Origin of the sequence: Xanthomonas sp. JAI131, from assembly GCF_013410075.1 — a bacterium.
GTDB classification, from domain to species: domain Bacteria; phylum Pseudomonadota; class Gammaproteobacteria; order Xanthomonadales; family Xanthomonadaceae; genus Xanthomonas_A; species Xanthomonas_A bonasiae.
Genome location: NZ_JACCCN010000002.1, coordinates 1,095,698 through 1,120,751, shown reverse-complemented (window position 1 = coordinate 1,120,751; position 25,054 = coordinate 1,095,698). Strand labels below are relative to the sequence as shown.

Sequence of the window (25,054 nt, the reverse complement as noted above, 5' to 3'; positions counted from 1 at the left end):
CGGCATGGACGCCAGCATGGAGTTCGCGCCGCCGCTGAGCGGCGCCTCGCCGCTGTTCGCCGCACTGCGCGCCGGCATGCCGCACCTGGAATGGCGGGTGCCGGCCGCTGCCGATGCCGCGCGCTGGCGGGTGCAGCGCATCGGCGGGCGCGACTACCGCATCGCGCAGCCGGTCACCTTCACCCCGTACGCGTCGGTGCGGCCGTGTTCGGCACGTTGCCGCTTCTGTTCGGAAACGCTGCGCCCGCAGGTAGGCGGCACCGCCGCGGCCAGCCTGCGGCCGCCGCCGGACTATTTCGCGATGCTGCGGCAGGGATTGGCGCAGCTGTCCGGGCTGCCGCTGTCGCACTCGCTGTCGGGGCTGGAGATGACCGACGACGAAGCCTGGTTCCTGCAGCTGCTGCAGACATTGGGCGAGGCCGAACGCGATGGCTTGCTGGTCGAGCAGCGCGTGCTGTACAGCAACGGCGCCGGCTTCGCCCGCGCCCGCGGCAATGCGTTGCTGGATGCGCTGCAACGCTTCCGGCTGTCGTGGGTGGAGTTGTCGCGGCACCACCCGCAGCAGGCCGGCAACGACGCGATCATGCGCTTCCGCGACGGCGAGGCGATCGCCGATGCGCAGGTGTTCGTCGCCACCGCGCAGCGCATCGCCGCCGCGCTGCCGCTGCGCCTCGTGTGCATCCTGCAGCACGGCGGTATCGCCGATGCCGACGGCGTTGCCGGCTATCTGCGCTGGGCACGCCAGTGCGGTGCGACCACGGTGATCTTCCGCGAGTTCTCGCGGCTCGGCGACGGCTACCGCACCGGCGGCACCCAGCGCTATCTGGCGCAGGCGCGGGTCGGCGTGGAGCAGGTCGTGGCCGCATGCATGGCCACGCCGTGGTGGCGCACGCTGCGGCCGCTGCAGATCACCGAGGGCTATTACTTCTGGAACCTGCGCATGGCCACCGCCGAGGGCATGGAGGTGGTGTTCGAGACCTCCGACTATGCCGCCATGCAGGCGCGCCACGACAGCGGCGACATCTACAAGCTGGTGTTCTTCGCCGACGGCCGGCTGTGCGCGGGCTGGCAGCCGGATCGCGATCTGCTGTGGCGGGCCGGCCATGGATAGCCGTAGCTGGTGGACGCCGCCGCCGGATCCGCCCGAACACCGGCTGCCCGAGGACCTGCGCCGGCGCGATCCGCTGGGGGCGCGCGACTGCGGCTGGGTCAGCCAGATGCGTCCGTTCGTGCGCCAGTTCAGCGCGCCGGACGCCTGCGTGCTGGATCCGTTCTGCGGCTTCGGCAGCACCTTGCTCGCCGCCGAACTGGAGGGCCGGCGCGGACTGGGGCTGGAGATCGACGCGGGGCGCGCGGCGCTGGCCCGTGAACGCCTGCAGCGGCTCGGGCTGCGTGCCGAGGTCCGGGCCGGCGCGCTGCCGCAGCTCGCGCTGGAGGAGCCGATCGACCTGTGCCTGACCAACGTGCCGTATTTCGGTTGCGACTGGCCGGGCGCGACGGCACCGGGCCAGCTGTATGCCAGCCCCGACTACGCGGCTTACCTGGGCGGGCTGCGCGCGGTGTTCCATGCGGTGCGCCGCGCCTTGCGCGACGACGGCTTCTGCATCGCAATGGTCGAGAACGTGGAGGTCGGCGGCGTGTGCGTGCCGCAGGCCTGGGACCTGGCGCGGGTGCTGGGCAGCCTGTTCGTGCCCTGTGCCGAACGGGTGCTGTGCTATCCGCGCGAGAGCGTGCAGCCGCTGGCGCCCGGCGACACGCGCAGCGACCGCAGCCATGAGTACGCGCTGGTCTTCCAGAAACGACGCGAACCGATCGACCTGCCGGGCAGCGCCCAGCTGCTGGCCGCGTTGCGCGCGGACGGGTTCGATTACGCCGTGCACGGCAGCTATCCGCTCTGGCTCGCCGATCCGGGCACGGCCGTGCGCCCGCCCGGCGATGTGGACCTGCTGCTGCCGCGCGACCTCGGCCAGCTGCAACGACTGCTGGACTGGCTGCGCGCGCGCGGCTTCGCGCTCAGCCTGTGGGGCGAGCCGCTGGCGGCGCCGCCGACGCTGGCGTTGCTCGACGCCTACCACTACCTGCGCGCCGAACGCCGCGACCGCGGCGGCGGCCTGCTGCGGGTGGACCTGTCGCTGCAGCCGGTGCCTGGCTCGCTAACCGCGGGATGAGCGCTGGCGGCGGCATCAAGGCCGCCTCGACACGCTTGCGGCTATCCTTGGTCGGTTCCTTCCTTTCGGTCCACGGCCATGTCCGCTTCGTCCAACGTCCTCGCCTTTCCTGCGCTCGTGCTGGTCGCGATCGGCCTGAGCGGCTGCTTCGCCCGCAAGCAGGACAACCTGGTGAAGGAGACCTTCAACTCCGACAACACCTATTCGCGCAGCTATCCGGTACAGCCGGGCCAGGCCTGCGAATCGGCGCGGCGCGCGCTGCTGAGCCAGGGCTACGTGGTCGCCAAGGCCACCGCCGATGCGGTCGAAGGCACCAAGAACTTCCAGCCCAACCAGGAGTCGCACGAGCAACTGGAGCTGCGCGTGTCGTGCGTGGCGCACGGCGCGGATGAGTCCTGGGTGTTCGTCAGCGCGCTGCAGGACCGCTATGCGCTGAAGAAGAGCGCGACCTCGGCCAGCGTCGGCGTCGGCGTGCTCGGCTCGGTGTCGCTGCCGGTCGGCAGCAGCGACGACTCGCTGGTGCGCGTGGCCAGCAGCACCGTGCAGGACAGCGATTTCTACAAGCGCTTCTTCGAACTCATGGCGCAGTACCTGCCGAAGGCCAAGCCGGCCGCGCCGCCGGAGCCGCCGCCGGCGGCAGCGCCCAAGCCCGAGCCGGCCGCTGCGGTACCGGCGCCTGTACCGGCACCGGCAGCAGCAGTGCCGGCGGCACCTGCACCTGCAGCAGTGCCAGCGACGCCGGTGGCGGAAGCTACGCCCGCGCCCGCTGCCACGCCCGCCAGCGACGGCACCACGCCGCGCTGAGGTATGCGTTCATCGGCGGCTGCGGAAGCTGAATAGAGGGCATTTCGCTTCACGATCCATTCGCAATCGCGGTGCAAAGGTGGCCCCGTCGGGAGTGCGATGCCTGCAACAGGCATCGGCTCCGCCACCCAGGAGCAACCAGCATGAACACTTTCAAATCCGCCGTGTGTCTGAGCATCCTCGCGATCGCCACTGCTGCCGCGCCGTTGGCGCAGGCGCAGCGCCATTACGGGCCGGAAGACGCCGGACGCCGCTTCAACGACGGCACCCGCGTGCACTGCAAGAAGGTCGCGGTGCAGAAGAACAACACCGATCCGAACCGCATCGGCGGCACCGTGGCCGGCGCGGCGATCGGCGGCCTGCTCGGCAACCAGATCGGCAAGGGCGACGGCAAGAAGTTGGCCACGGTCGGTGGCGCGGTCGCCGGCGGCGCCACCGGGCGCTACATCCAGGGCCAGCGCCAGCAGGCCAACGGCAACCGCCGCGTCGAGACCGTCTGCAAGCGCTACTGAGTCCACGCCGCGATCGGCCATCGCGGCGCACTCGGCAAACAAGCAAAAACGCCCCGGCGGACAGCATCCGCCGGGGCGTTTTTTTTTGTCGAGGCGTGCGGTTGTGTGCAGTTCGCTGGGATGCCGCCGCGCCGCTCGTCTGCGCTCGCCAGGCCTTGTGCAGGAGCGGCTTCAGCCGGGACAGGGCGTTGCCGGGAATGCCCCGGTCGCGGCTGAAGCCGTTCCTGCAGGGGCAGGCTGGCGCTTTACCGGCCCTGTCCGATCACTTCGCGCAGTGCGCCCCCCAGCTCCGGATAGCGAAACACGTAGCCTTCCTGCTGCGCGCGCGTCGGCAACACCCGCTGGCTGCCCAGCAGCAGGTCGGCCATCTCGCCGAAGGCCAGGCGCAGCGCCGTGGCCGGTGCCGGCAGCAGCGCCGGCCGGTGCAGCGCCTGGCCGAGCTGCTGGGCGAAATCGGCATTGGTCACCGGGGTCGGGGCGGTGGCGTTGTAGGCGCCTTCGCCGCCGTGCTGCAGCAGCCACAGCAACAGGCCGACGTGATCGTCGCGATGGATCCAGCTCATCCATTGCCGGCCGTCGCCCATGCGCCCGCCCAGGCCGAGCCGGAACGGCGGCAGCATCCGCGACAACGCGCCGCCGTCGCGGCCGAGCACCACGCCGGTGCGGACCAGGCTGGTGCGTACGCCCAGCGTCTGCGCGCGCAACGCCTCGGTTTCCCAGTCGCGGCACAGGTGCGCGGCAAAGTCCTCGCCGGCCGGGCTGCGTTCGTCGAGCAGGTCGTTGCCGCGGTCGCCGTAATAGCCGATCGCCGAGCCGGAGAGCAGGCAGGCAGGACGTTGCGCCGGGTCCAGTTGCGCGATCCAGTCGAGCAGCGCGCGGGTGGTGCCGATGCGCGAGGTGCGGAAGCGGCGCTTGCGGGTCTCGTTCCAGCGGCCGTCGCTGAGCGGTTCGCCGGCGAGATTGATCACCGCGTGCGCCGGCGCCGCGCCCTGCAGGTCTTGCAGCGCCTGCACGCCGGGCAGCGCACGCGTCGCGCGCGCCGCGTCGCGGCTGAGCACGCTGACCTGGTGTCCGGCCTGGAGCAGGGCAGGGCACAGTGCGCGGCCGATGAATCCGGTGCCGCCGGTGACGAGCACATGCATGAGGAGGGTTCCGCGAGCGGGGAGCGGCAGTGTAGGGCCGGTCGGCATGGCAGCAGAGTGAATACGCCTGCCGATGACCGCCATGCGCGTCGCTGCGGCGCAGGGCTTCGCGGCGCGTGCACCGCGCGCGCGTCACGCTGCGCACCCGCGTGTGCGTGCCGCCGCGCGGCCATGCATCCCGCCACTGTCCTCTTTCGCATCTGCCATGCTCGCGCCATGACCGTCCCGACTCCGAACCCGCCAGCGCCGCGCCGATGCCGTTTCGCCGCCCGCCTGCTGCTGGCGCTGGCACTGGCCAGCGGCGGTGCACTCGCCGCGCCGGCCGAGCCGGCCGACCAGGCCAGCGCCGACTGTCTCGCCGCACTGCTGCGCCAGCTCGGCTGGCGCATCGACAGCACGCCAGCCGCGCAGCCGCGGCTGCTGCCGGGCGCGCCGTGCGAACGCAGTTCGCTGGCCGACGCACAGGCGCACGGCGACCTGCAGGCGGCGTTGCCGGCGCAGTGGAACCCGGCGCAACGGCGCGACGCCCTGCGCGCGCTGCTGGAGACGCCGGCCACGCAGTGCGGCTATTACCTGCTGCTCGGCGCGGCCACCCAGCGCGCGGTGGCGCATCTGCAGGGCAATCCCGGCTACCGCTTCAGCGCGCTGCAACTGGGCTGGATCGGATTCGGTCCGGGCGGCGCGCGCCGGCAGGGCTGGCAGCGCTTCCGCAGCTTCGGCCGCGGCTACCTTCCGGCGCAGGGCAATGCGCGCGCGATCGAGGCGTTCTACAGCGGCCATGTGCGCTCGGAGTGCGGCGTCGGCCGGCAGATCGCGCAGCTCGCCACGCAGCGCGAGCTGTACGGCGATGCCGGCTTCGATCGCGCGTTCAGTGCCGGGGAACTGTCGATCGGCACCTTCCTCACCCTGCACGACACCGACAGCATCCTGCTCGGCGCGCATGCCGGCGAGTTCTTCGCCGACGGCAAGGCGGTCAAGACCGCGCAGCTGGGCGGCGCCGCCTTCCTCGGCGCACCCGGTTTCATCGCCCACGTGTTCGAGCGCCGCTACCTGGACGACATCAACAACCAGGCGGAGAACTTCGTGGTCGTGGCAGTCAGCACCGACGCGGCAGCGGCGTTGCGCCGGCATGGCGGCTTCGCCCATTACGACACCAGCAACCGGCGCATCTGGGAACTGGCGCAGGCGCTGCGCGGACCCGGCCGCGAGCGCTTCGAGAAACTGCTGTTCGAACGCGACCCGACGCTGCGCGCGAGCTTGTCGCCAGCGCAACGCAGTGTCCTGGCGCAACTAGATGCGCTGCTCGACGACCCGTTCTATCGCGGCTTCCAGGTGTATGTGCATCCCATGGGCACCAAGCCGATCGGCTACCACGTGGCGCGCCTTTTGGACCGCAATCCGCGCACCCCGTTCGCGATCGACCTGACCCTGCACAACCTGCATACCACCCTGTACCGACGCTGGCGCGACCACCAGTTGCAGGCCTGCGCGCAGGCCGCGCAGACGCCATCGCCTTAGCTGCGCGTCAGCCGCGGCGCGGCGCTTCGTGCGACCCTAATGGGCCTCACTTCGAGCTAGGACAGACGCATGGAACTGGGACTTGTAGGCTTGGGCCGGATGGGCGCGAACATGGCCGAGCGGCTGGTGCGTGGCGGCCACCGCGTGGTCGGTTTCGACCTGGGCGAGGCGGCGCGCAGCGCGGCGCAGCAGCGCGGCGTGGAGACGGCGGACTCGATGGCGGCGCTGGTCGCGGCACTGCCGGCGCCGCGTGCGGTGTGGCTGATGGTGCCGTCCGGCAAGATCGTCGACGACACCCTGGCCGCGCTGTTGCCGCTGCTGGCCGAGGGCGACGTGGTCGTGGACGGCGGCAATTCGTATTACAAGGATTCGATGCGCCGTGCCGCCGAGTTGGCCGCGCACGGCATCGCCTACGTCGATTGCGGCACCAGCGGCGGCGTATGGGGGCTGAAGGAAGGCTACAGCCTGATGATCGGCGGCGACGAAGCGGCAGTCAGCCGGCTCGACCCGCTGTTCGCCACCCTGGCGCCGGCCACCGATGCCGGCTGGGGCCGGGTCGGTCCCAGCGGTGCCGGCCACTTCACCAAGATGGTCCACAACGGCATCGAGTACGGAATGATGCAGGCCTATGCCGAAGGCTTCGCGCTGATGGCGCGCAAGCAGGAGTTCGAACTGGACCTGCACCAGATCGCCGAGGTCTGGCGGCAGGGCAGCGTGGTGCGTTCGTGGCTGCTGGACCTGTGCTCGGATGCGCTGGGCGACAACCCCACCCTGGCCGGGATCGCGCCCTACGTCGAAGACTCCGGCGAAGGCCGCTGGACGGTGGCCGAGGCGATCGACCTCAACGTTCCCGCGCCGGTGATCACCTTGTCGCTGCTGGAACGGCTGCGCTCGCGCGACGACGATTCGTTCACCGACAAGCTGTTGTCGGCGATGCGCAACCAGTTCGGCGGGCACGCGATCAAGCACGAAACGCCGACCGTGCCGCCGTCCGGGACCGCGGCCGGATAAGCCGCGCGGTGGTTCAAGCCAGCGCCAGCGTGCGGCCTTCGGCGGCGCTGCGCTGGCCGAGTTCGAGCAAGCGCATCACCGAAAGCGCCTGCGCCGCATCCACCGGCGCGGGCGCGCGTCCGGCCATCGCTTCACGAAAGCCGGCGTAGCAGTGCCGATAGTCGCCGCGCTGCGTCTGCAGCGCGTGCGCGGTGGCGCTGCCGTCGTCGGCGACCAGGGTCAGCTGGCCGGCGAGCGGATCCTCGCCCCACTGCGGCGCGGCCGGGGTGAGTCCGGCGCGCAACTGCGCCTCCTGCGTATCCAGGCCATGCTTGAGATAGCTTCCGCGCTCGCCATGCACGGCGAAGCGCAGCCCGTTCGCCGCGACCAGCGAGCCGGCATGCAGGACCGCACGCAGCCGCGGGTAGCGCAGCACGGCATGGAAATAATCGGTCGCCTGGGCGCCGTGGCGCTGCTGCGCCAGATCGACCTGGATCGCTTCCGGCAGGCCGAACAATTGCAGGGTCTGGTCGAGCAGGTGCGGCCCCAGGTCGAACCACAGTCCGGAGCCGGGCAGCGCATGCTCGCGCCAGCGGTTGCCGATCTGCGGGCGATGGCGGTCGAAGTGCGAATGGAACTCGGCGACCTCGCCCAGCGTGCCCGCCTCCAGCAGCGCGCGCAGGGTGAGGAAGTCGCCGTCCCAGCGCCGGTTCTGGAACACGCTGACGATGCGCCCGGCGCGTTGCGCCTGGGCGACGACCTGCTGCGCCTCGTCCACGTCCAGGGTGAACGGCTTGTCCACCAGCACGTGCTTGCCCTGCGCCAGCGCCGCCAGCGCCAGCGGCGCATGGGTCTGGTTCGGCGTGGCCACCACCACCGCATCGATCTGCGGATCGGCGAAGGCCTGCTGCGCGTCGGCGACGATGCGCGCCTGCGGATAGGCCGCGGCCGCCTCGTCGTGGCGGCTGGACACGATGGTATGCAGGCGCAGGCCCGGCGTGTGCGCGATCAACGGCGCATGGAACACGCGGCCGACGAAGCCATAGCCGAGCAAGGCGAGATTGAAGGTCTGATCCATGGCGTGCGGAGGGGCGGCAGTGCGGGAAAGGACAGTATCCCGGCAAAGGCCTTCACCCGGCGTGCACGCCTTTCACGCTGCCGCGATTTGCCGGTCACGTCGCTTGTACGCCGCCACGCAGACACTCCGCCCCACACCTTCAAGGGAGGAGGACATCATGAAAAAGTTCACGTCGCCCACGCTGCTCAGCGCTGCACTCGCCTTCGGTCTTACCCTGGCCGCCGGCCAGGCGCTCGCCGTCGATCCGCCGACCACCGCCGACAAGGACCATGCCGCCATGGCCCACAACGACGGCATGAAGCACGAGTCCAAGGAGCCGGTCACCGACACCTGGATCACCACCAAGGTGAAGGCCGATCTGCTCGCGACCAAGGACGTCTCCGGCACCGACATCAAGGTCGAAACGCTCAATGGCACGGTCAAGCTGTCCGGTGCGGTCGAAAGCAAGGCGCAGCGCGACAAGGCCGTGTCGGTCGCCAAGATGATCGACGGGGTCAAGAAGGTCGATTCGACCGGCCTGAAAGTGACCGGCGCGGCCAAGCACTGAGCTCCGCCACGCCATCGGTGACGGCGGCGGGGTGCGAGACGAGGCGCGCCCCGCCGCTTCACTACGACGCACTCTTCGGAGTGCGTTTTTTTTGGGGCGACACACTCGCGTGCGGGGGGCATCACCCAGCGTATCGCCGCGCTTCGCATTGCATTGACGCACGTTCAGTCATCATCAAGCCACGTCAGCTACCAGGCGAATTGCCATGTTGGATGCTTACTCTCCAGCCGCGTCCAGCCACGCGGCCACGCACCCCGCGTCGCTCGATGCGGTGGATACGGCGCTCTCTTCGACAGGCGCGCCGCCGCGACCGTCTTCCTTGCTCCTGGCGATGCGCCAGCTCGAATCGAAGCTGGGCATGTTGCTGGTCACCTTCCACGACGATGCCGGGTTCTGGCGCGCCTTCGCCAGACTGATGCAGGACCTGGACAAGGACCTGACCACGGGAGAGCGCGCGCGCCTGCGCAGCCATGCCGATTTCCTGCTGGTTCGGGCAGGGATGTCGTCGTGGACGCTGATCGGCGCGACGGACGACGCCGCCGCCCGCGTGGTCCGAGCGGCAGCACGCTGATCCGGATGCGGGCCAACGGTCTCGACCCATGGGCGGCGCATAGCCGCCCATTTCTTTGTACCCAATCGTTAAGATAGAGTCGCATTCAGGTGTCGCGACGGGGAGCTTGCGCGAAGCCTGAATAATTCATCGTGCGCTCGCGCGGATCGGCGACAATGCCGCCCCGCTTTCGCTGCCGTCTTCAATCTTCCAAGAACAGGTATGCAGATCACCGCCAAACATGACGCCTGGGACCGCTGGCGTTTGCCGCTGCTGGTGCTGGCGGTGGTCCTGATCGTGATCCTGCCCTCGTTGCTGTTGCGGCAGATGAGCGAAAGCACCTTGCGTGCGGCCGATTGGGTCAGCCACAGCCAGGAGGTCACGGCGGGGCTCAGCAGGTTGGAAGCGGACATGCGCGACATGGAGTCGGCGGCGATGGCGATGTCGCACGATGTCGACTCGCCGATCCTGCGCGCACGGTTCGGCGAGTCGCGCGCGGCGATCCCCCCGACCATCGCGCGCCTGGTCGAGCTGACCCGCGACAACCCCGACCAGCAGGTGCGCATCGGCCGCCTGCAGAGCACCCTGGACCGCCGCAGCCTGCTGGCGGCGCGCATTGCCCAGAACCGCGACCCGGACCGGATCCGTGGCTTGATCCAGGAGATGACCGCGGACAACCCGATCCGCGGCCTGGTCGCCGAACTGCAGAAGCGCGAGGATGCGCTGCTGGCCGAGCGCACCGCCGACGCCGACCAGCGGCGGATGCTGGCCTCGGCGATCAGCTGGGTGTCGCTGGCGGTGCAGTTGCTGCTGCTGGGCCTGGTGATCTGGCTGCTGCAAGGGCAGATCGGCCGGCGCCTGGACGCGGAGCGGCACATGCTGCGCGCCAATGCCCGCGCCGCCGCGGTGCTGCAGACGGTGCGCGAGCCGATCGTGCTGCTCGACAGCGAGCAACGCATGCTGATGCACAACGCCGCCTTCGGCGAGCTGTACGGGCTGGACCCGGAGCGTCCGACCAAGATGCTGGCCGATGTCGGCGACGGCGTCTGGCAGGATCCCCTCGTGCGCCAGCGCCTGGCCGACGTGCTGCTGCGCGGGCGCGAGCTGTGGGACTTCGAGCACGAACAGCTCGGCGCCGACGGCGTCGGCCGCACCATGCTGCTGAACGCGCGGCGCATGCCGCTGCCGGACAGCGAGGACGAAGTGGTGCTGATGACGGTCAGCGACATCAGCCTGCAGAAGGCCTCGCAGCAGCGCATCCAGATGCTCAACCGGCAGCTCGAGGGCAAGGTGGAGCAGGTCTCGGAGGTCAATCGCGAACTGGAGGCCTTCAGCTATTCGGTCTCGCACGACCTGCGCGCGCCGCTGCGCCATGTCGCCGGCTTCGCCGACAAGCTGGCCCGCCACCTCGGCGACGACGCCGACGAGAAGAGCCGCCATTATCTGGAAGTGATCGGCACCTCGGCGCGGCGCATGGCGTCGCTGATCGACGACCTGCTGGTCTACTCGCGCCTGGGCCGCAGCGCGCTGCGCCTGCAGGCGGTGGACATGCAGTCGCTGGTGGCGGAGACGCGCTCGGTGCTCGATGCCAACTCGCAGTCCGACCACGCCGGCAGCGGCCACCGCATCGAGTGGAACGTCGCGCCGCTGCCGATCCTGGTCGCCGACGAGAACATGATGCGTCAGCTGTGGCTGAACCTGCTCGGCAATGCGGTCAAGTACAGCGCCAAGCGCGAGGTCGCGGTGATCGAGGTCGGCTATCAGCTGCAAGCCGACGGCAGCCACCACTTCACCGTGCGCGACAATGGCGCCGGTTTCGATATGGCCTATGCGGCTAAGCTGTTCGGTGTGTTCCAGCGCCTGCACAAGGCCAGCGAGTACACCGGGACCGGCATCGGCCTGGCCAGCGTGCGCCGCGTGCTGACCCGCCACGGCGGCCATATCTGGGCCGATGCCGCGCCGGACCAGGGCGCGTCCTTCCATTTCGTCTTACCTCCCGCGCTCGAAGCGCCTACCAACGAGTTGACCGTATGACCGCCATCCGCACCATCCTGCTCGCCGAAGACAGTCCCGCCGATGCCGAAATGGCGGTCGATGCGCTGCGCGATGCGCGCCTGGCCAATCCCATCGTGCACGTCGAGGACGGCGTGGAGGCGATGGATTACCTGCTGCGCCGCGGCGCCTACGCCGACCGCGAGGAAGGCCTGCCGGCGGTGCTGCTGCTGGACATCAAGATGCCGCGCATGGACGGGCTGGAAGTGCTGAAGCTGGTGCGCACCGACGAGTCGCTCAAGCGCCTGCCGGTGGTGATCCTGTCGTCCTCGCGCGAGGAAAGCGACCTGGCGCGCAGCTGGGATCTGGGCGTCAACGCCTACGTGGTCAAGCCGGTGGACGTGGACCAGTTCTTCACTGCGGTGAAGACCCTGGGCACGTTCTGGGCGGTGATCAACCAGGCGCCGGACAAAGAGTAAGCGCCTATGCCTACGACCGGCACCAAGCTCGGACCGATCCGGATCCTCATGGTCGAGGATTCTCCGGAAGACGCCGAGCTGCTGTCCGACCAGTTGCTGGACGCCGGCCTGGAGGCGACCTTCCGGCGGGTGGAAGGCGAGTCCGCGCTGCGTGTCGCGCTGCGCGAGTTCGCCCCGGACATCGTGCTGTCGGACCTGAGCATGCCGGGCTTCTCGGGACACCAGGCGTTGCGCGTACTGCGCGAGCACAGCACGTCGGTGCCCTTCATCTTCGTCTCCGGCACGATCGGCGAGGAGACCGCGGTGGAGGCGCTGCGCGATGGCGCCAACGACTACATCATCAAGCACAACCCGACCCGGTTGCCGTCGGCGGTGGCGCGCGCGATCCGCGAAGCGCGTACCGAGCGCGAGCGGCAGCGGGTCGAGGGCGAACTCATGCGCGCGCAGCGGCTGGAGAGCCTGGCGATGCTCGCCGCCGGCCTGAGCCACGACCTGCGCAACATCCTGCAGCCGCTGCTGATCGTGCCGGAACTGATGATCGGGCGCAGCGACGACCCGCAGCTGCGGCACCTGGCCGAAGTCATCGCCGAGTGCGGCCGGCGCGGCCACGAGATGGCCGAATCGATGCTGTCGTTCGTGCGCGGCTCGCGCACGCCCAGCGAGCGGGTGTCCATCGCCGGCCTGTTCCAGGCGGTGCAGATGCTGCTCAAGAGCAGCCTGCCCGAGCGGGTCGGCCTGCAGGTGGACGTGGCCGACGCCGAGCTGTCGATCGAGGCCAACTACACCGAATTGCAGCAGTGCCTGCTCAACCTCGGCCTGAACGCGATCCAGGCGATGCCCGATGGCGGCACGCTGTCCATTTCGGCGGCGCCGGCGATCGGCGCCGACGGCAGCGAGCAGGTGCGGATCCTGGTCCGCGACACCGGCGTGGGCATGGATGCGGATACGCAGGCGCAGCTGTTCAGTCCGTTCTTCACCACCAAGGCCGACGGCACCGGCCTGGGCCTGATCTCGTGCAAGCGCATCGTCGAAAGCTACGGCGGCAGCATCGGCGTGGACAGCACGCCGGGCGTGGGCACCTGCTTCGAACTGCTGATCCCGCTGCGCGGCCACGCGCCCTCGGCCGAGCCGGAGCCGGCGATGCCGATGGGCAGGGGCCAGCGCGTGTTGCTGGTGGACGGCGAGGCCACGCGCCTGTCGCTGCTCGGCAACGCCTTGTCCAGCCAGGGCTACCAGCCGCAGCTGGCCTCCGACGGCGCCGCGGCGCTGCGCGAGGTGCGCGAACACGGCATGCCGGATCTGGTGATCGTGGACAGCGACATCATCCTGCTGTCGGCGGTGAGCCTGCTGCTGGCGCTGCAGGACCTGGACTACCGCGGCCCGGCGATCGTGCTCGAGGATGCCGGCACCGCCCTGCAGCGCGATCACTTCCCGCGCGACATCGCCGTGCACGTCCTGCGCAAGCCGCTGGAGATGCAGCGCGTGTTCCGCGCGGTGGCGCATGCGTTGGAGAGTGGTTGAGGGGCCGGGATTCGGGATTCGGGATTTGTTTCAGGCAACAGCGACGGCAACGGCACTACCGTTGCACGGAAGGTAAAGCGCTTTAGCGCGGGCGATCAGACACCTTGACGCCGCTTTTGCGAATCCCCAATCCCGAATCCCCAATCCCGGCTTCACTGCTGGGACGACTGATCTTCCGGGTCGCGCCTGGCCGGGACGCGGCGCGGCGGCAGTGGCGGCAGGGCGCCGCGGGTGTCGGTGTCGCTTTCGGTGGTCAGCGCCGGCTCCCAGGGGAAGCGCGGCAGGGTGCGCACCGCGTTCTCCAGCTTGCGCGACCAGGTGTCGTGGATTTCCGAATACAGCGGCGTGTCCGCTTCCAGGCGCAGGCGCTCGGTGACGCGCAGGTCGTTGCGGCGGATCACCGCCAGGTCGATCGGCATGCCGACCGACAGGTTGGAGCGGATGGTGGAGTCCAGCGAGACCAGCGCGGTGCGCGCGGCGTCCTCCAGCTGCATCTCCGGGCGGATGATGCGGTCCAGGATCGGCTTGCCGTACTTGGACTCGCCGATCTGCAGGTACGGCGTCTCCGGCGAGGTGGCGATGGCGTTGCCCAGCGGATAGATCATGTACAGCCCGGGCCGCTCGCCGGCGATCTGCCCGCCAAGGATCAGGGTGGACTGCACGCTGACGCCGCTGTGCTGGGACTGGTCGGAGAGCTTGACCTGGCTGGAGACCAGGACCTCGCCGACGTACTCGGCGACCTCGAACAGGTGCTTGAACGAGCGCAGGCTGCGCGGCGCGTCCGGATCGTCCGCATCGCGTTGCAGCTTGGAGATCGCCAGCTGGGTGGTGGCCAGGTTGCCGGCCGACATCAGCACGAACACCGCCTGCCCCGGATACTCGAACACATGCAGCTTGCGATGCACGCGGACGTCGTCCAGCGAGGCGTTGGTGCGCGTGTCTGCGGCGAAGACCAGGCCTTCGTCCACTTCGATGCCTACGCAATAAGTCATGTCGCTGCCGGAGTTCAATGCGTTTCGATTCTATGCGGGGGGGGACGGGCTTGGCTACCCGTTGACGGTCGCGGCCGCGGCATGCGCGAATATCCCATGACCACCGTGCTCCTCAGCCTGGGCAGCAATCTGCGCCCGCACCAGCATCTGCCCGCCGCGATAGGTGCGCTGCGGCAGCGTTTCGGCCCGATCGCGGTGTCCCCGACCTACCGTACCCCGGCGGTCGGATTCGACGGCCCGCCGTTCCTGAACAATGCCGTGTCGTTGCAGACCGAGTGGGAGCTGGAAACGCTGGATGCCTGGCTGCATGCGCTGGAAGACGCGCATGGCCGCGACCGCAGCGGCCCGCGTTTCAGCGACCGCACCCTGGATATCGACGTGGTGTTCTACGGCGACCGCATCGTCGAGGGCCCCGGCCACTTGCGCATCCCGCGCCCGGAACTGCGCCACGCCTTCGTGCTCAAGCCGCTGGCCGACATCGCCGCCGACTTCGTCGACCCGCTCAGCGGCCACCGCCTGGGCGCGCTGTGGCAGGCGCATGCGCAGTTCCGGGAGGCGTTCGAGGTGGTCGAGTTGGATGAAGCCGGGAGTGGGGAATCGGGAATGGAGAATCGGTAGAGCCGGACGCCGGGTCGGGTCTTCTGGCTGTCATGGCGCGGTAAGGAGTGGGGCTCAGCAACGACTGGCCTGGGCGCGCTCGCCTATTCCCCATTCCCCATTCCCAAGTCCCAGCCGTCAGGAAAGTCCCCGCCCCCCATCCACCCGCAACGTCTGCCCGGTGACGAAGCCGGCGTCGTCGAGCAGCCAGCGCACCGCCTCGGCGATCTCCTCGACCTGGCCGATCCGCGCCAGCGGCGTGCGCGCCAGCAGCGCCTGCTGCGCAGCGCTGTCCTTGCCGGCCTCCGGCCACAGGATCGCGCCCGGGGCGATCGCGTTGACCCGCACCTGCGGTGCCAGCTCCAGCGCCAGCGAGCGGGTCAGCATCGCCAGCGCGGCCTTGGCCGCGCTGTACAGCGGGTGCTCGCGCAGCGGCTGCTCGGCGTGCAGGTCGGTGATGTTGACGATCGCGCCGCGGTGCTCGCGCAGTTGCGCGGCCGCGGCCTGGGCCAGGAACAGCGGCGCGCGCGCATTGACCGCGAACAGGTCGTCCCATTGCGCCGGCGTGGCTTCGGCCAGCGGCGTGGGATAGAAGTTGGAGGCGTTGTTGACCAGCGCATCGAGCCGGCCGAAACGCTGCACGCACTGCGCCACCAGCGCCGGCAGCTGCGCGGCGTCGCGCAGGTCGGCGTGCAGGGTCAGGGTGCTGCCGGCGCGCGCGGCTTCCAGTTCCTGCGCCAGCGCCTGCAGCTCGGCCTGCGAGGTATGCGCGTGCAGCGCCAGGCGATAGCCGGCCGCGTGCAGGCGCCGCGCGATGCCGGCGCCGATGCGCCGTGCGCTGCCGGTGATCAGGGCGACTTTGGTCTCGGTCATGTGTGCATTCCACGCTCGGCTATGCTGTGCATTGTCCACGCAATCCAGCGCCGCATGCCTATCGACTTTCCCACCCCCGACGCCGACGCGCTCGCCCACAGCGATCGATTGGCCGCGCATCTGCGCGCCGAGATCGCCGCCGGCGGCGGCGCGATTCCGTTCTCGCGCTTCATGGAGCTGGCGCTGTACGCGCCGGGCCTCGGCTACTACAGCGCCGGCAGCAGCAAGTTCGGCGAGGACGGCGACTTCGTCACCGCGCCGGAGCTGGGGCCGTTGTTCGCCGCCACCGTCTCCAACGCGCTGGCCCCGGTGCTGCAGCAGCTCGGGCCGCAGGCGCGGATGCTGGAAGTGGGCGGCGGCAGCGGTGCGTTCGCCGAGGTGATGCTCAAGCGCCTGCTGGCGCTGGACGCGTTGCCCGAGCGCTACGCCATCCTCGAGCCCAGCGCCGACCTGCGCGAACGCCAGCGCGCGCGCCTGCAGCGCGCGCTGATCCCGCCGGTGTTCGACCTGGTGGAGTGGCTGGACCGCCCGTTCGAGGACGACTGGAACGGCGTGCTGTTCGCCAACGAGGTGATCGACGCGCTGCCGACGCCGCGCTTCACCCTGCGCGACGGCGAGGTGTTCGAGGAAACCGTGACCCTGGACGGCGAAGGCCGCTTCCGCCGCGGCGAGCAGCCGGCCGATCCGCTGCTGGCGGCGGCGGTGCGGCATGTCGAACGCTATCTGCAAACGCCGTTCGCCGATGGCTACCGCTCCGAACTGCTGCCGCAGCTGCCGTACTGGATCCAGGCGGTGGCCGGCGGCCTGCGCAGCGGCGCGATGCTGTTCGTCGACTACGGCTATCCGCGCGGCGAGTTCTACCTGCCGCAGCGCGACGACGGCACCCTGCGCGCGTTCTACCGGCACCGCACCCATGCCGATCCCTATCTGTGGCCGGGCCTGCAGGACCTGACCGCGTCGGTGGACTTCACCGCGCTGGCCGAGGCCGGCACCGGCGCCGGTTTCGAACTGGGCGGCTACTGCACCCAGGCCAGCTTCCTGCTCGGCAACGGCCTGGATGCGCTGCTGGCCGAGGCCGAGGCGCGCAGCGACGAACGCGGCCGCCTGCGCCTGCGCGAGCAGGTGAAGCGCTTGACCCTGCCCAGCGAAATGGGCGAGCGCTTCCAGGTGATGGGCTTCGAACGCGATGTGTCGCTGGCGCCGGCGTTCCTGGTCGGCGACCTGACCTGGCGGCTGTGATGGCGGCGGTCCGCGCATTCCGCCGGCCCTGGCTGTGGCTGGGGCTGTGGTGGCTGGGCGTGCTGGTGCTGATCTATGTATGCATGATGCCGCACCCGCCGCAGCTGTCCGACCTGCCGGACACCGACAAGGCCGAGCATTTCACCGCCTACCTGCTGCTCGCGGCAGGCGCGGTGCAGGTCTACGCCGGGCCGCGCGCCTGGCGTTGGGCGGCGCTGGGCCTGCTGTTGCTCGGCATCGGCATCGAGTTCGCGCAGGGCGCGTGGACCACCACGCGTTCGGCCGATCCGTTCGACGCGCTGGCCGATGCGCTGGGCGTGGCGGCGGGCATGGCCACCGCGCTGACCCCGCTGCGCGATCTGCTGTGGCGGTTGGAGACCGGGGCGGGGCGGCGCCGCCGCGGCTGATGCCCGGTTTCGCTTCGCGCGCGCCGTGCCGCCGGCCCGGCGCCGCGGTCTACGCCATCGGCCAAGATGCGGTTTCCCCGGTGTCGGTGCCGGTGCGCGCGCAGCGCCTGGCCTAGAGTGCGTCGGCCCGCGCAGTGCCCGGGCCGCCGCGCGGCGCACCGCGCACCTTGCGCATGGCCGGCGGCCGCACGCCAGCGGCCGGCGCCGCCTTCGCCGAGGAGAATCCCCATGCCGACACGTCGCGCCCGCGCCTTGTGCAGCACCACCCTGTTCGCCGGGCTGTGCCTGGCCGCCATCGCCACCCCTGCCGCTGCCGCCTGGGACGGGATCTGCAACGGCACTGCGACCTATACCGGTTCCGGCTACTCCGGCGGCGCGGTGCTGCTGGATCCGATCCCGGCCGATGCGATGATCACCGCGCTGAACCCGGCGCAGATGAACTACGGCGGCGTCCCCGCCGCGCTGGCCGGCGCCTATCTGCAGGTGCAGGGGCCGCGCGGCACCGCCACCGTCTACGTCACCGACCTGTATCCGGAGGGCGGCGATTGCGGCCTGGACCTGTCGCCCAATGCCTTCGCCGCGATCGGCGACATGAGTGCCGGGCATCTCCCGATCAGCTGGAAGGTGGTCGCCGCGCCGATCGATGGCAACGTGGTGTACCGGATCAAGGAAGGCAGTTCGCAGTACTGGGCCGCGATCCAGGTGCGCAATCACCTGTATCCGGTGGTCAAGTTCGAATACAAGAAGGACGGCGCCTGGGTCAGCCTGCCGAAGATGCCGTACAACCATTTCGTCGGCGAGCAGATGGGCGCGCAATTGCTGGAGGTCCGCCTCACCGACATCCGCGGCCAGGTGGTGACCGACACGTTGTCGGCGTTGCCGAGCCAGGGCGACAAGGGCGTGTACTTCGTCGAGGGCCATGTGCAGTTCGCCAAGTGAGTGGCGGCGTGGCGCGGACTGGCGCGTTGCGCCGTCGCCGGAGCGACGACGGGGAGCGGCGCCTGCGGGAGCGGCGCCGGATAGCCTGCTGAATTCATTGTAGGGGCGGCTTCAGCCGCGACCGTCAGCATGGAGCAATTGCGGACGCCCCGCGCGGTCGCGGCTGAAGCCGCTCCTACAGAAAGTGTGGTTCCGGCTGCAGCCGAGCGCCGGGTCGCGCTCAGAACTTGAAGTGCAGCGTCGCCATGTAGCGGCGGCCGTTCTTGTAGCGTCCGGCCGGGTGGTCCTTGTCGCCCAGGTACTGGAAGTAGTCCTCGTCCAGCAGGTTCTGCGCGTCCACCTGCAGCGACCACTGTTCGCTGATCGCATAGCCGATGCTCGCGCCCAGGTCGGTGTAGTCGTCGACGCTGGCCGGCGCGGCGCCGGCGACGTAGCCGCCGGCGAGATAGCTGTCGCGCCAGTTCAGGCTGATGCGCGCGTTCCACGGCCCCTTCTCGTAGTACGGGCTGAAGGCCACGCTGTTGCGCGACTGGTAGGGCAGGCGGTCGCCGGTGTTGTTCTCGCCGTTGGCATAGGTGTAGTTGGCGGTCAGGCCGAAGCCGCTGCTGCCGAACGGTTGCTGGTAGGCGAGGGTGAAGCCCTTGACCTTGCCGTCGCCGGCGTTGCGCGGGCGCTGGATGCTGTAGTCGCAGTAGCCGTCGGCGGTGCAGCCGTTGCTGCCGAGCATCTGCGCCCAGGTCTGCGGCGAGGTGTCGCGGATCGAATTGTACTGGCGTTCGATCGTGGCCGAGGTGTCGATGTAGTTGTCGATCTTCTTGTAGAACAGCGACCAGGCCACCACCGCCTGCTGCGCGAAGTAGTACTCGGCCGACAGGTTGAAGTTCCACGATTCGTACGGCGACAGCGCCGCGTTGCCGCCGCTGCCGGTGAGCGTGGTGTCGTTCAAGAAGGTGTTGTTGACCATCTGGTTGTACGGCGCCCAGGCGATCACCTTGCCCGCGGCGAAGCGGAACACCCAGTCGGTGTCGGTGTCGTAGGCCAGGTTCAACGACGGCAGCAGGAAGTTCTCCTTTCTGGTGCGGGTCTGCCACTTGCTGTCCAGGTCGTCCAGCGTCGGCGTGCCGCTGTAGACGAAGCCGCTGCCCTCGGTCTTGGAATCCACGTAGCGCACGCCGAGGTTGCCGCGCAGGCCGCCGTTGGAGAAGTTCAGCTGCACGTAGGCGGCGTTGTTGGTCTGCTGCAGCGCCCAGCTGTTGTTGAGGTAGCTGGCCGGGTCGGGATTGGCGTAGTCCACCGGGCTGTTGCGGATCCAGTCGATGACGTTGCCGCGCCCCGCCTGCACGTGTTGGCCTTGATCGGGATAGAAGCCCTGGATGTCGGTCAGGCCGATCGTGCCCACGTCGGCCAGGGTGCCGGGCGTGACGCCGCCGTACACGTTCAAGGTGAAGTCTTCGTCGTGCTTGCCCTGGCGCACGCCGAACAGCAGCTGGTTGAACACGCTGTCGAACTGCAGGTTGAAATCCAGCTGGGCGTAGCGGTCCTTGCTGTGCGTGGCGAAGATGCCGTTGTTGCCGAACCAGCCGCCGGCCGAGCCCCAGTTGGCCGGGTCGCGCGCGCCGGCCGGATCGTCGAAGCGGATGCCGCGTTGCAGATCCCAGCTGAAGCCGCCGTTGTAGAACGGTTCGATGAAGTATTGCGACAGGTCCTTGTTGTCCGACTTGCTCTGCCCGACCTGGCCGCTCACGCCCCAGCCTTCGCCGCGGAACGCGCCGCGCAGGTCGATGCCCTTGGTGACGACTTCCGACTGGCGCACGTTGTTGTCGTAGATCACCGTGCCGCCGCCGGCATTGGCGTTGGCGCCGGAATGGCCGCTGCCGACCACGCCGTTGCTCACGCTGCCGAGCGCGTCCACCGCGTCGATGGTGCCCTGGTTCCAGGTCAGGAAGCTGTACATCGACTGGTTGTAGTTGTCGAAGTTCTCCTTGATGTACAGGCCGCTGAGGTTGAACTCCAACGCATCGCTGGGCTTGAGCTGCAGGTTGAGCACGGCGCTGTCGCGCTTGCGGTCCTGTTGGAACCAGGCCGCGTTGACCGAGTTGGGCACGTCCGCATCGGCGGGCACGCCGCCGGCGTTGGCGAAGGTCGCGGCCTTGGCGTAGCCGAACACTTCCATGCCCTGGCGATCGACGCGCTCCTCGTAGTGCTGCGCGGACACCGCGATGCCGAAGGTCTCCTGCGGGTTCTTCCAGCTGTACAGCAGCGAGGCGTTCGGCTTGCCCTCGCTGGCCTGCTGGCTGTAGCTGTAGCCGACCGAGCCGGCGATCTCGTTAGCCTTCAGGTCCAGCGGTTGCCGGCTGTGCATCAGCACGGTGCCGCCGAGGCTGCCCTCGACCAGCCGCGCCTCGGAGGATTTGACGATCTCCGCCCGCCCCAGGATCTGCGGCGACAGCAGGGTGTAGTCGAAACCGCGGTTGGGCTGCTCGCCGTACAGCCAGATCGCCTGCGCCACCGGGTGGCCGTCCAGGAACGACAGGTTGAGGCTGGGATCGGTGCCGTCGATGCTGACCCGCTCGCCCTGGCCGAAGCGGCGGTCGATGGTGACCCCGGGAATCTGCGCGAACGCTTCGGCGACGTTGGTGCTGGGGAACTTGCCGATGTCCTCGGCGGTGATCGCTTCGGACACGGTGACGTTGTTGCGTTTGGTGTCCAGCGATTTTTCCAGGCTGGCGCGGATGCCCACGACCTGGACGGCGTCCAGGTCGGTGGCATCGCCGCCGGCCTGCTGCGCCTGCGCGGCGCAGGCCAGGGTGGCGAGGATTGCTGCGGACAAGACGGAATGGCGGTATTGCATGATGTCTCTCCTCATCATTCAATGGGTCGACGCGGCGCGCGAGCGTTGCGCTGCGTGCCGGCTCTGCCTGTTGCCTTACTGCCTGCGGTGCTGATGTCTGCTGTGCTGCTGTGTGGGTGATGCGCGGTGTGGCTGGCTGGAGTCTTCCGGCGCTGGGGCCGCCGGTTTCGCTTGTGCGTGCAATGCCTGGTGCAACGTGCCGCCGTGGTGCGCGACGCGCTGCGTCAAGCTGTCGAGCTGAAACGATGCCGATGCGGCAGGGCGGCGCTGGCCACGGCGATGCCAGCCGCTGCGGCGGACAGCGGTATGCCGACCCCGGTGGCGAACAGGGCGTGCAACGGCGTCTGGTATTGCAATGGCGTGCCGAGTGCGGCACGCGACTCGCGCGTCAGGATCATTGCGATCACATGCCTCCCATGGCCCGCTTTTGCGCCGCGTATGCGCGGCCCCACCCCCGTGTGTGCCGATTCTTACGAGGCTATGACAACGATGTCAAGTCTTGCCCGGAAAATTCGTCTGGTGCTGGTTTCGCCATGCGTAACGTCGTCCCGCGTCTCGCTGTCGCCACCCGTGTTTGTCGAAGTGCAGCTGCATCAACGGGTTATGCGGATCGCCGGGACGGAGGTGGCGGCGCGCAAATGAGAACGCGGCGCAGTCATGTCGCGGTGCACAAAATTGGTCTCATTCGTAGAATTGGTGCGACATAGGTATCGTGACAACGATGCGTGAAAGCGGACGCGCACAAAATATTTTTGATCGACAAGTTTTTGATAATAAAAGATATTTTCTGGAGCTCGCGGCAAGTCCAGGCGCCATTTGCCGATTGTGGGCATTGCAGCGTTGACACAATCTTTCTAAGACCATAAGAATCGAAGCGCCTGGAATTGGTCTTTGCCAATTCGGGATCGATCAGTCCAGCAGCATGCAATCGCCCGCTCCGGGGTAGGGACGGGGACGCGCCTTGCGCACCACGAGGCGCCGCAACAGACAGCACGTTCCATCGACTCCGTGTCCGCACGGACGGCATCGCCCTGCGCGTCGCGTCGGGCGCAATGGAGGGTGCTGCCTGCCGATCGCTGCCGCTGGATGTCAGACGTGCCGTGCCGATCAGCCATCAACCAGGATAGCCCAATGCCACATGCCGCCCGCTCCCGTCCGCACTGCTGTTCCCTGTCCGTCCTCGCCAGCGCCATCGCGTTCGGCCTGCTCAGTGCCGCAGCGCAGGCGCAGCAAGCGCCCGCATCCGATTCCATCTCCCAGCTCGACACGGTCACCGTCACCAGCTCCTACCAGAAGAGCCTGATCACCGCGCTGGACAACAAGCGCGAAGACGCGCGCATGACCGACGGCATCTCCTCCGAGGACATCGGCAAGTTCCCGGCCGAGAACATCGCCGAGGCGATCCAGCGCATTCCCGGCGTGCAGATCTCCACCATCAACGGCCGCGGCTCGACCATCAGCATCCGTGGCCTGGGCCCGCAGTATTCGGCCACCACGATCAACGGCCAGACCATCAAGAGCGCTGATTTCACCGACGGTTTCCGCTACGACATCATCCAGCCGGAAGTGGCCGCGGCGATCGAGGTGATCAAGTCGCCGTCGGCGGACATGGATGCCGGCGGGCTGTCGGGCACGGTCAATATCGAGACCACCAAGCCGCTGGACTACAAGGAGCGCAAGCTGATCCTGTCGGCCAAGGAGCAGTACTCCGAATTCGCCGGCGGCGCGCCGACGCCGAAGGCGGTGCTCACCTACATCGACCAGTTCCAGCTCGCCGATGGCGGCCAACTTGGCGTGTTCGTCAACGCCGGCTACCAGAAGCTCAAGGACCGTGCCGACTATCTGTGGATCGACCGCTGGTACACCCAGGACACCGACGACGGCACCCTGTACATCCCGCGCCGCCCGCGCTACCGCTCGATCGAGCGCGAGACCGACCGCAAGATGCTCACCGCCGGCCTGCAGTGGAAACCGAACGACCGGCTGGAGATGAATCTGACCGCGCTTTACTCGCAGGACAAGACCGACAACGACATGAATCAGTTGGTCTATTCCTTCGACCGCAACTACCTCACCGTGCTGGAGACCAAGGACCTGACCGCGACCAAGGTGTCGGCGTCCAACTACTGGCTGGAGAACAACCGCCAGCTCGAGCGCCACGATCTCACTTCGCAGCTGGTGACCTGGGACGCCAAGTGGAAGGGCGATGCGTGGACCTTCAGCGGCGTGGCCAACTACACCGAAGGCAAGACCGACGAGGACGAGCGCGCGGTGATCCTCGGCCGCCTGCCGTCGGCGACGCTGTTCGACATGTCCAATCCCGGCGCGATCTCGCTGACCACCGATGCCGACGCGAACGACGCCAGCGCCTGGGACCAGGCCAACCTTGTGCGCGACGAATACCCCAACGGCGCGATCACCAAGCTCAGCAACAAGGAATGGTCGCTGCAGTTCGATGCCGAACGCTACGTCGGCGCCGGCTTCCTGGACTCGGTGAAGTTCGGCACCAAGTTCCGCCGCGAGACCTTCGACCGCAACGTCTGGCGCCGCGATTTCCTGTACCTGATCAACTCCGGCGCGGTCTCCGGCTACGCCATGTTCCCGGAACTGTCGGCGGCCAGCTCCAGCGTCAGCAACTTCCTCGACGGCAACCTGGCGTCGCAGAGCGGCTGGGTGGCGCCTGACGTGTACGCCTACGCGCAAGCGCTGGCCGCCTCCGGCATCACCGTGCCGGTGCTGTTCGCGCCGCAGGCCAGCTACCACATCCGCAACGACATCTTTTCCGCCTACGCGCTGGCCAAGATCGACACCGAACTGGGCAGTATGCGCCTGCGCGGCAACGTCGGCGTGCGTTACGAGAACACCAAGCGCACCACCGACACCTACCTGACCACCGCCTCGCAGTACAGCGAGGACGCCAACGAGGTGGTCGGCACCGAACGCGCGCCGTACGACTACCACAACTGGTTGCCGAGCCTGAACCTGGTGCTGGACATGCGCGAGGACCTGCTGCTGCGCTTCGCCGCCGGCAAGGTGCTGGTGCGGCCGATCCTGGACAGCAACACCGCCATCGCCACCACCATCTCCTCGGGCAGCAACACCGGCGGCACCACCACCTACGACGTGTCGCTTGGCCAGACCGACCTGAAGGCGCTGACCGCCGACCAGGCCGACCTCAGCCTGGAGTGGTACTACGGCCAGGGCGGCGGGCTGACCCTGGCCGGCTTCTGGAAGCAGGTCAAGAACGGTACCTTCAACAGCATCGTGTGCCCGACCACGTTCAACGGCGCGGCACTGTCCAGCAACAGTTCCGGCGATTGCGTGGACGGCAGCGGCAACATCTACGAGATCACCGCCACCCGGAACGATCCGAGCAAGGTCAAGATCAAGGGCTACGAACTGGGTTGGACGCAATCGTTCGACGCGTGGCTGCCGATCCAGGGCTTCGGCCTGACCGCCAACTTCACCCGGGTGCTCCCGCAGCGCGACACCGATTTCAAGATCCGCAACCTGTCGGAGAAGACCTGGAACGCCACCGGCTACTGGGAGAACGCAATGTTCTCCGCGCGGCTGTCGCTGAACCACCGCAGCGAGTACGAGCAGGACAGCAGCGACAGCTTCTTCGCCCGCGAAGGCCACACCATGAAGGCGCGCACCCAGCTCGACGCGGTGCTCGGCTACCAGGCCACCGATACGCTCAGTTTCCAGCTCGGCGGGCTCAACCTGACCGACAAGAAGGAAGAGGCGTACAAGGACATCAGCAGCCGCTGGCAGATGACCGGCGTCACCGGCCGCAGCTTCTACGTGTCGATGCAGTGGGACATCCTGTGAGGGCGATGCGGTCGCTTGCAGGGT

21 protein-coding genes and 1 pseudogene are annotated in these 25,054 nt (G+C 68.7%); 16 read left to right on the top strand and 6 right to left on the bottom strand.

Going from position 1 to position 25,054, the window contains the following annotated elements; translation table 11 throughout:
- The first annotated feature begins 4 nt into the window (after positions 1-4).
- From HDC36_RS11470 to HDC36_RS11455, 4 genes are all read left to right on the top strand, one after another.
- On the top strand, positions 5-1,111 hold the full coding sequence (locus HDC36_RS11470) for a hypothetical protein (RefSeq protein ID WP_179567339.1): 1,107 nt from the start codon (positions 5-7) through the stop codon (positions 1,109-1,111).
- Entirely contained in the window at positions 1,104-2,168 is a 1,065-nt protein-coding gene (locus HDC36_RS11465) for a DNA methyltransferase (RefSeq protein WP_179567337.1), read from the top strand. The genes HDC36_RS11470 and HDC36_RS11465 overlap by 8 nt, the downstream gene beginning before the upstream one ends.
- Positions 2,169-2,246: 78 nt before the next feature.
- The gene (locus tag HDC36_RS11460) at positions 2,247-2,972 is read left to right on the top strand and encodes a DUF2242 domain-containing protein (protein ID WP_179567335.1); all 726 of its coding nucleotides are present in this window, start codon (positions 2,247-2,249) and stop codon (positions 2,970-2,972) included.
- Positions 2,973-3,115: 143 nt separating this feature from the next.
- Complete coding sequence (locus tag HDC36_RS11455) at positions 3,116-3,484, top strand: glycine zipper 2TM domain-containing protein (protein WP_179567333.1); 369 nt, start codon at positions 3,116-3,118, stop codon at positions 3,482-3,484.
- Positions 3,485-3,729: 245 nt separating this feature from the next.
- Here the strand turns inward: HDC36_RS11455 and HDC36_RS11450 are convergent, their stop codons facing one another.
- A complete protein-coding gene (locus HDC36_RS11450) occupies positions 3,730-4,626 on the bottom strand; it encodes a TIGR01777 family oxidoreductase (protein ID WP_179567331.1) in 897 nt (298 codons plus the stop codon).
- A gap of 216 nt (positions 4,627-4,842) precedes the next feature.
- On the opposite strand from HDC36_RS11450, the gene HDC36_RS11445 reads away from it, so the two are divergent.
- Positions 4,843-6,144 (top strand): hypothetical protein, encoded by a 1,302-nt coding sequence (locus tag HDC36_RS11445; protein WP_179567329.1) that lies wholly within the window; start codon positions 4,843-4,845, stop codon positions 6,142-6,144.
- A gap of 69 nt (positions 6,145-6,213) precedes the next feature.
- Entirely contained in the window at positions 6,214-7,155 is a 942-nt protein-coding gene (gene gnd / locus HDC36_RS11440) for a phosphogluconate dehydrogenase (NAD(+)-dependent, decarboxylating) (protein ID WP_179567327.1), read from the top strand.
- A 13-nt stretch (positions 7,156-7,168) separates the two neighbouring features.
- Here the strand turns inward: gnd and HDC36_RS11435 are convergent, their stop codons facing one another.
- Entirely contained in the window at positions 7,169-8,212 is a 1,044-nt protein-coding gene (locus HDC36_RS11435; protein WP_179567325.1) for an oxidoreductase, read from the bottom strand.
- Positions 8,213-8,369: 157 nt separating this feature from the next.
- On the opposite strand from HDC36_RS11435, the gene HDC36_RS11430 reads away from it, so the two are divergent.
- The 5 genes from HDC36_RS11430 (at position 8,370) to HDC36_RS11410 (ending at position 13,301) form a co-directional block, all read left to right on the top strand.
- Positions 8,370-8,759 (top strand): BON domain-containing protein, encoded by a 390-nt coding sequence (locus tag HDC36_RS11430; protein ID WP_179567323.1) that lies wholly within the window; start codon positions 8,370-8,372, stop codon positions 8,757-8,759.
- 205 nt (positions 8,760-8,964) lie between these two features.
- Positions 8,965-9,330: a hypothetical protein gene (locus HDC36_RS11425; RefSeq protein ID WP_179567321.1), complete on the top strand. Its 366-nt coding sequence runs from the start codon at positions 8,965-8,967 to the stop codon at positions 9,328-9,330.
- A gap of 201 nt (positions 9,331-9,531) precedes the next feature.
- Complete coding sequence (locus HDC36_RS11420) at positions 9,532-11,343, top strand: ATP-binding protein (protein WP_179567319.1); 1,812 nt, start codon at positions 9,532-9,534, stop codon at positions 11,341-11,343.
- Positions 11,340-11,780, top strand: coding sequence for a response regulator (locus HDC36_RS11415; RefSeq protein WP_179567317.1), 441 nt, complete (start codon positions 11,340-11,342; stop codon positions 11,778-11,780). The genes HDC36_RS11420 and HDC36_RS11415 overlap by 4 nt, the downstream gene beginning before the upstream one ends.
- Positions 11,781-11,786: 6 nt before the next feature.
- Positions 11,787-13,301, top strand: a complete 1,515-nt coding sequence (locus HDC36_RS11410; protein WP_179567315.1) for a hybrid sensor histidine kinase/response regulator — start codon at positions 11,787-11,789, stop codon at positions 13,299-13,301.
- Positions 13,302-13,453: 152 nt separating this feature from the next.
- Here HDC36_RS11410 and HDC36_RS11405 read toward each other — a convergent pair whose 3' ends face one another.
- On the bottom strand, positions 13,454-14,293 hold the full coding sequence (locus HDC36_RS11405; protein ID WP_179567313.1) for a 20S proteasome subunit A/B: 840 nt from the start codon (positions 14,291-14,293) through the stop codon (positions 13,454-13,456).
- A gap of 96 nt (positions 14,294-14,389) precedes the next feature.
- On the opposite strand from HDC36_RS11405, the gene folK reads away from it, so the two are divergent.
- Positions 14,390-14,911, top strand: coding sequence for a 2-amino-4-hydroxy-6-hydroxymethyldihydropteridine diphosphokinase (gene folK, locus HDC36_RS11400; RefSeq protein ID WP_179567311.1), 522 nt, complete (start codon positions 14,390-14,392; stop codon positions 14,909-14,911).
- Between the two features lie 117 nt (positions 14,912-15,028).
- Here folK and HDC36_RS11395 read toward each other — a convergent pair whose 3' ends face one another.
- Positions 15,029-15,763: a pteridine reductase gene (locus tag HDC36_RS11395; RefSeq protein ID WP_179567309.1), complete on the bottom strand. Its 735-nt coding sequence runs from the start codon at positions 15,761-15,763 to the stop codon at positions 15,029-15,031.
- 54 nt (positions 15,764-15,817) lie between these two features.
- Here HDC36_RS11395 and HDC36_RS11390 point away from each other — a divergent pair, with 54 nt between their 5' ends.
- The 3 genes and pseudogenes from HDC36_RS11390 to HDC36_RS11380 all read left to right on the top strand — a co-directional run.
- Entirely contained in the window at positions 15,818-17,002 is a 1,185-nt protein-coding gene (locus tag HDC36_RS11390) for an SAM-dependent methyltransferase (RefSeq protein ID WP_225209873.1), read from the top strand.
- Positions 16,990-17,409, top strand: coding sequence for a VanZ family protein (locus tag HDC36_RS11385; protein WP_179568042.1), 420 nt, complete (start codon positions 16,990-16,992; stop codon positions 17,407-17,409). The genes HDC36_RS11390 and HDC36_RS11385 overlap by 13 nt, the downstream gene beginning before the upstream one ends.
- Positions 17,410-17,751: 342 nt before the next feature.
- Positions 17,752-18,348, top strand: a pseudogene (locus tag HDC36_RS11380) (expansin EXLX1 family cellulose-binding protein); the annotation flags it as partial.
- Between the two features lie 220 nt (positions 18,349-18,568).
- On the opposite strand, the gene HDC36_RS11375 reads toward HDC36_RS11380, so the two are convergent.
- Together HDC36_RS11375 and HDC36_RS11370 are read right to left on the bottom strand one after the other, a co-directional pair.
- Entirely contained in the window at positions 18,569-21,199 is a 2,631-nt protein-coding gene (locus HDC36_RS11375; RefSeq protein ID WP_179567303.1) for a TonB-dependent receptor, read from the bottom strand.
- A gap of 224 nt (positions 21,200-21,423) precedes the next feature.
- Positions 21,424-21,597 carry a hypothetical protein gene (locus tag HDC36_RS11370; protein WP_179567301.1) on the bottom strand — a complete coding sequence of 58 codons (174 nt, stop codon included), beginning with the start codon at positions 21,595-21,597 and terminating at the stop codon, positions 21,424-21,426.
- Between the two features lie 733 nt (positions 21,598-22,330).
- Between HDC36_RS11370 and HDC36_RS11365 the strand changes: the two genes are divergently transcribed.
- Complete coding sequence (locus HDC36_RS11365; protein ID WP_179567299.1) at positions 22,331-25,030, top strand: TonB-dependent receptor; 2,700 nt, start codon at positions 22,331-22,333, stop codon at positions 25,028-25,030.
- Positions 25,031-25,054: the final 24 nt, after the last annotated feature.

Coding starts and splice junctions, on each gene's coding strand:
- HDC36_RS11455 (WP_179567333.1), top strand. CDS start 3,116: ATGAACACTTTCAAATCCGCCGTGTGTCTGAGCATCCTCGCGATCGCC.
- HDC36_RS11445 (WP_179567329.1), top strand. CDS start 4,843: ATGACCGTCCCGACTCCGAACCCGCCAGCGCCGCGCCGATGCCGTTTC.
- HDC36_RS11390 (WP_225209873.1), top strand. CDS start 15,818: ATGCCTATCGACTTTCCCACCCCCGACGCCGACGCGCTCGCCCACAGC.
- HDC36_RS11450 (WP_179567331.1), bottom strand. CDS start 4,626: ATGCATGTGCTCGTCACCGGCGGCACCGGATTCATCGGCCGCGCACTG.
- gnd (WP_179567327.1), top strand. CDS start 6,214: ATGGAACTGGGACTTGTAGGCTTGGGCCGGATGGGCGCGAACATGGCC.
- HDC36_RS11460 (WP_179567335.1), top strand. CDS start 2,247: ATGTCCGCTTCGTCCAACGTCCTCGCCTTTCCTGCGCTCGTGCTGGTC.
- HDC36_RS11405 (WP_179567313.1), bottom strand. CDS start 14,293: ATGACTTATTGCGTAGGCATCGAAGTGGACGAAGGCCTGGTCTTCGCC.
- HDC36_RS11395 (WP_179567309.1), bottom strand. CDS start 15,763: ATGACCGAGACCAAAGTCGCCCTGATCACCGGCAGCGCACGGCGCATC.
- HDC36_RS11410 (WP_179567315.1), top strand. CDS start 11,787: ATGCCTACGACCGGCACCAAGCTCGGACCGATCCGGATCCTCATGGTC.
- HDC36_RS11420 (WP_179567319.1), top strand. CDS start 9,532: ATGCAGATCACCGCCAAACATGACGCCTGGGACCGCTGGCGTTTGCCG.
- HDC36_RS11370 (WP_179567301.1), bottom strand. CDS start 21,597: ATGATCCTGACGCGCGAGTCGCGTGCCGCACTCGGCACGCCATTGCAA.
- HDC36_RS11465 (WP_179567337.1), top strand. CDS start 1,104: ATGGATAGCCGTAGCTGGTGGACGCCGCCGCCGGATCCGCCCGAACAC.
- HDC36_RS11415 (WP_179567317.1), top strand. CDS start 11,340: ATGACCGCCATCCGCACCATCCTGCTCGCCGAAGACAGTCCCGCCGAT.
- folK (WP_179567311.1), top strand. CDS start 14,390: ATGACCACCGTGCTCCTCAGCCTGGGCAGCAATCTGCGCCCGCACCAG.
- HDC36_RS11375 (WP_179567303.1), bottom strand. CDS start 21,199: ATGCAATACCGCCATTCCGTCTTGTCCGCAGCAATCCTCGCCACCCTG.
- HDC36_RS11365 (WP_179567299.1), top strand. CDS start 22,331: ATGCCACATGCCGCCCGCTCCCGTCCGCACTGCTGTTCCCTGTCCGTC.
- HDC36_RS11470 (WP_179567339.1), top strand. CDS start 5: ATGGACGCCAGCATGGAGTTCGCGCCGCCGCTGAGCGGCGCCTCGCCG.
- HDC36_RS11425 (WP_179567321.1), top strand. CDS start 8,965: ATGTTGGATGCTTACTCTCCAGCCGCGTCCAGCCACGCGGCCACGCAC.
- HDC36_RS11430 (WP_179567323.1), top strand. CDS start 8,370: ATGAAAAAGTTCACGTCGCCCACGCTGCTCAGCGCTGCACTCGCCTTC.
- HDC36_RS11435 (WP_179567325.1), bottom strand. CDS start 8,212: ATGGATCAGACCTTCAATCTCGCCTTGCTCGGCTATGGCTTCGTCGGC.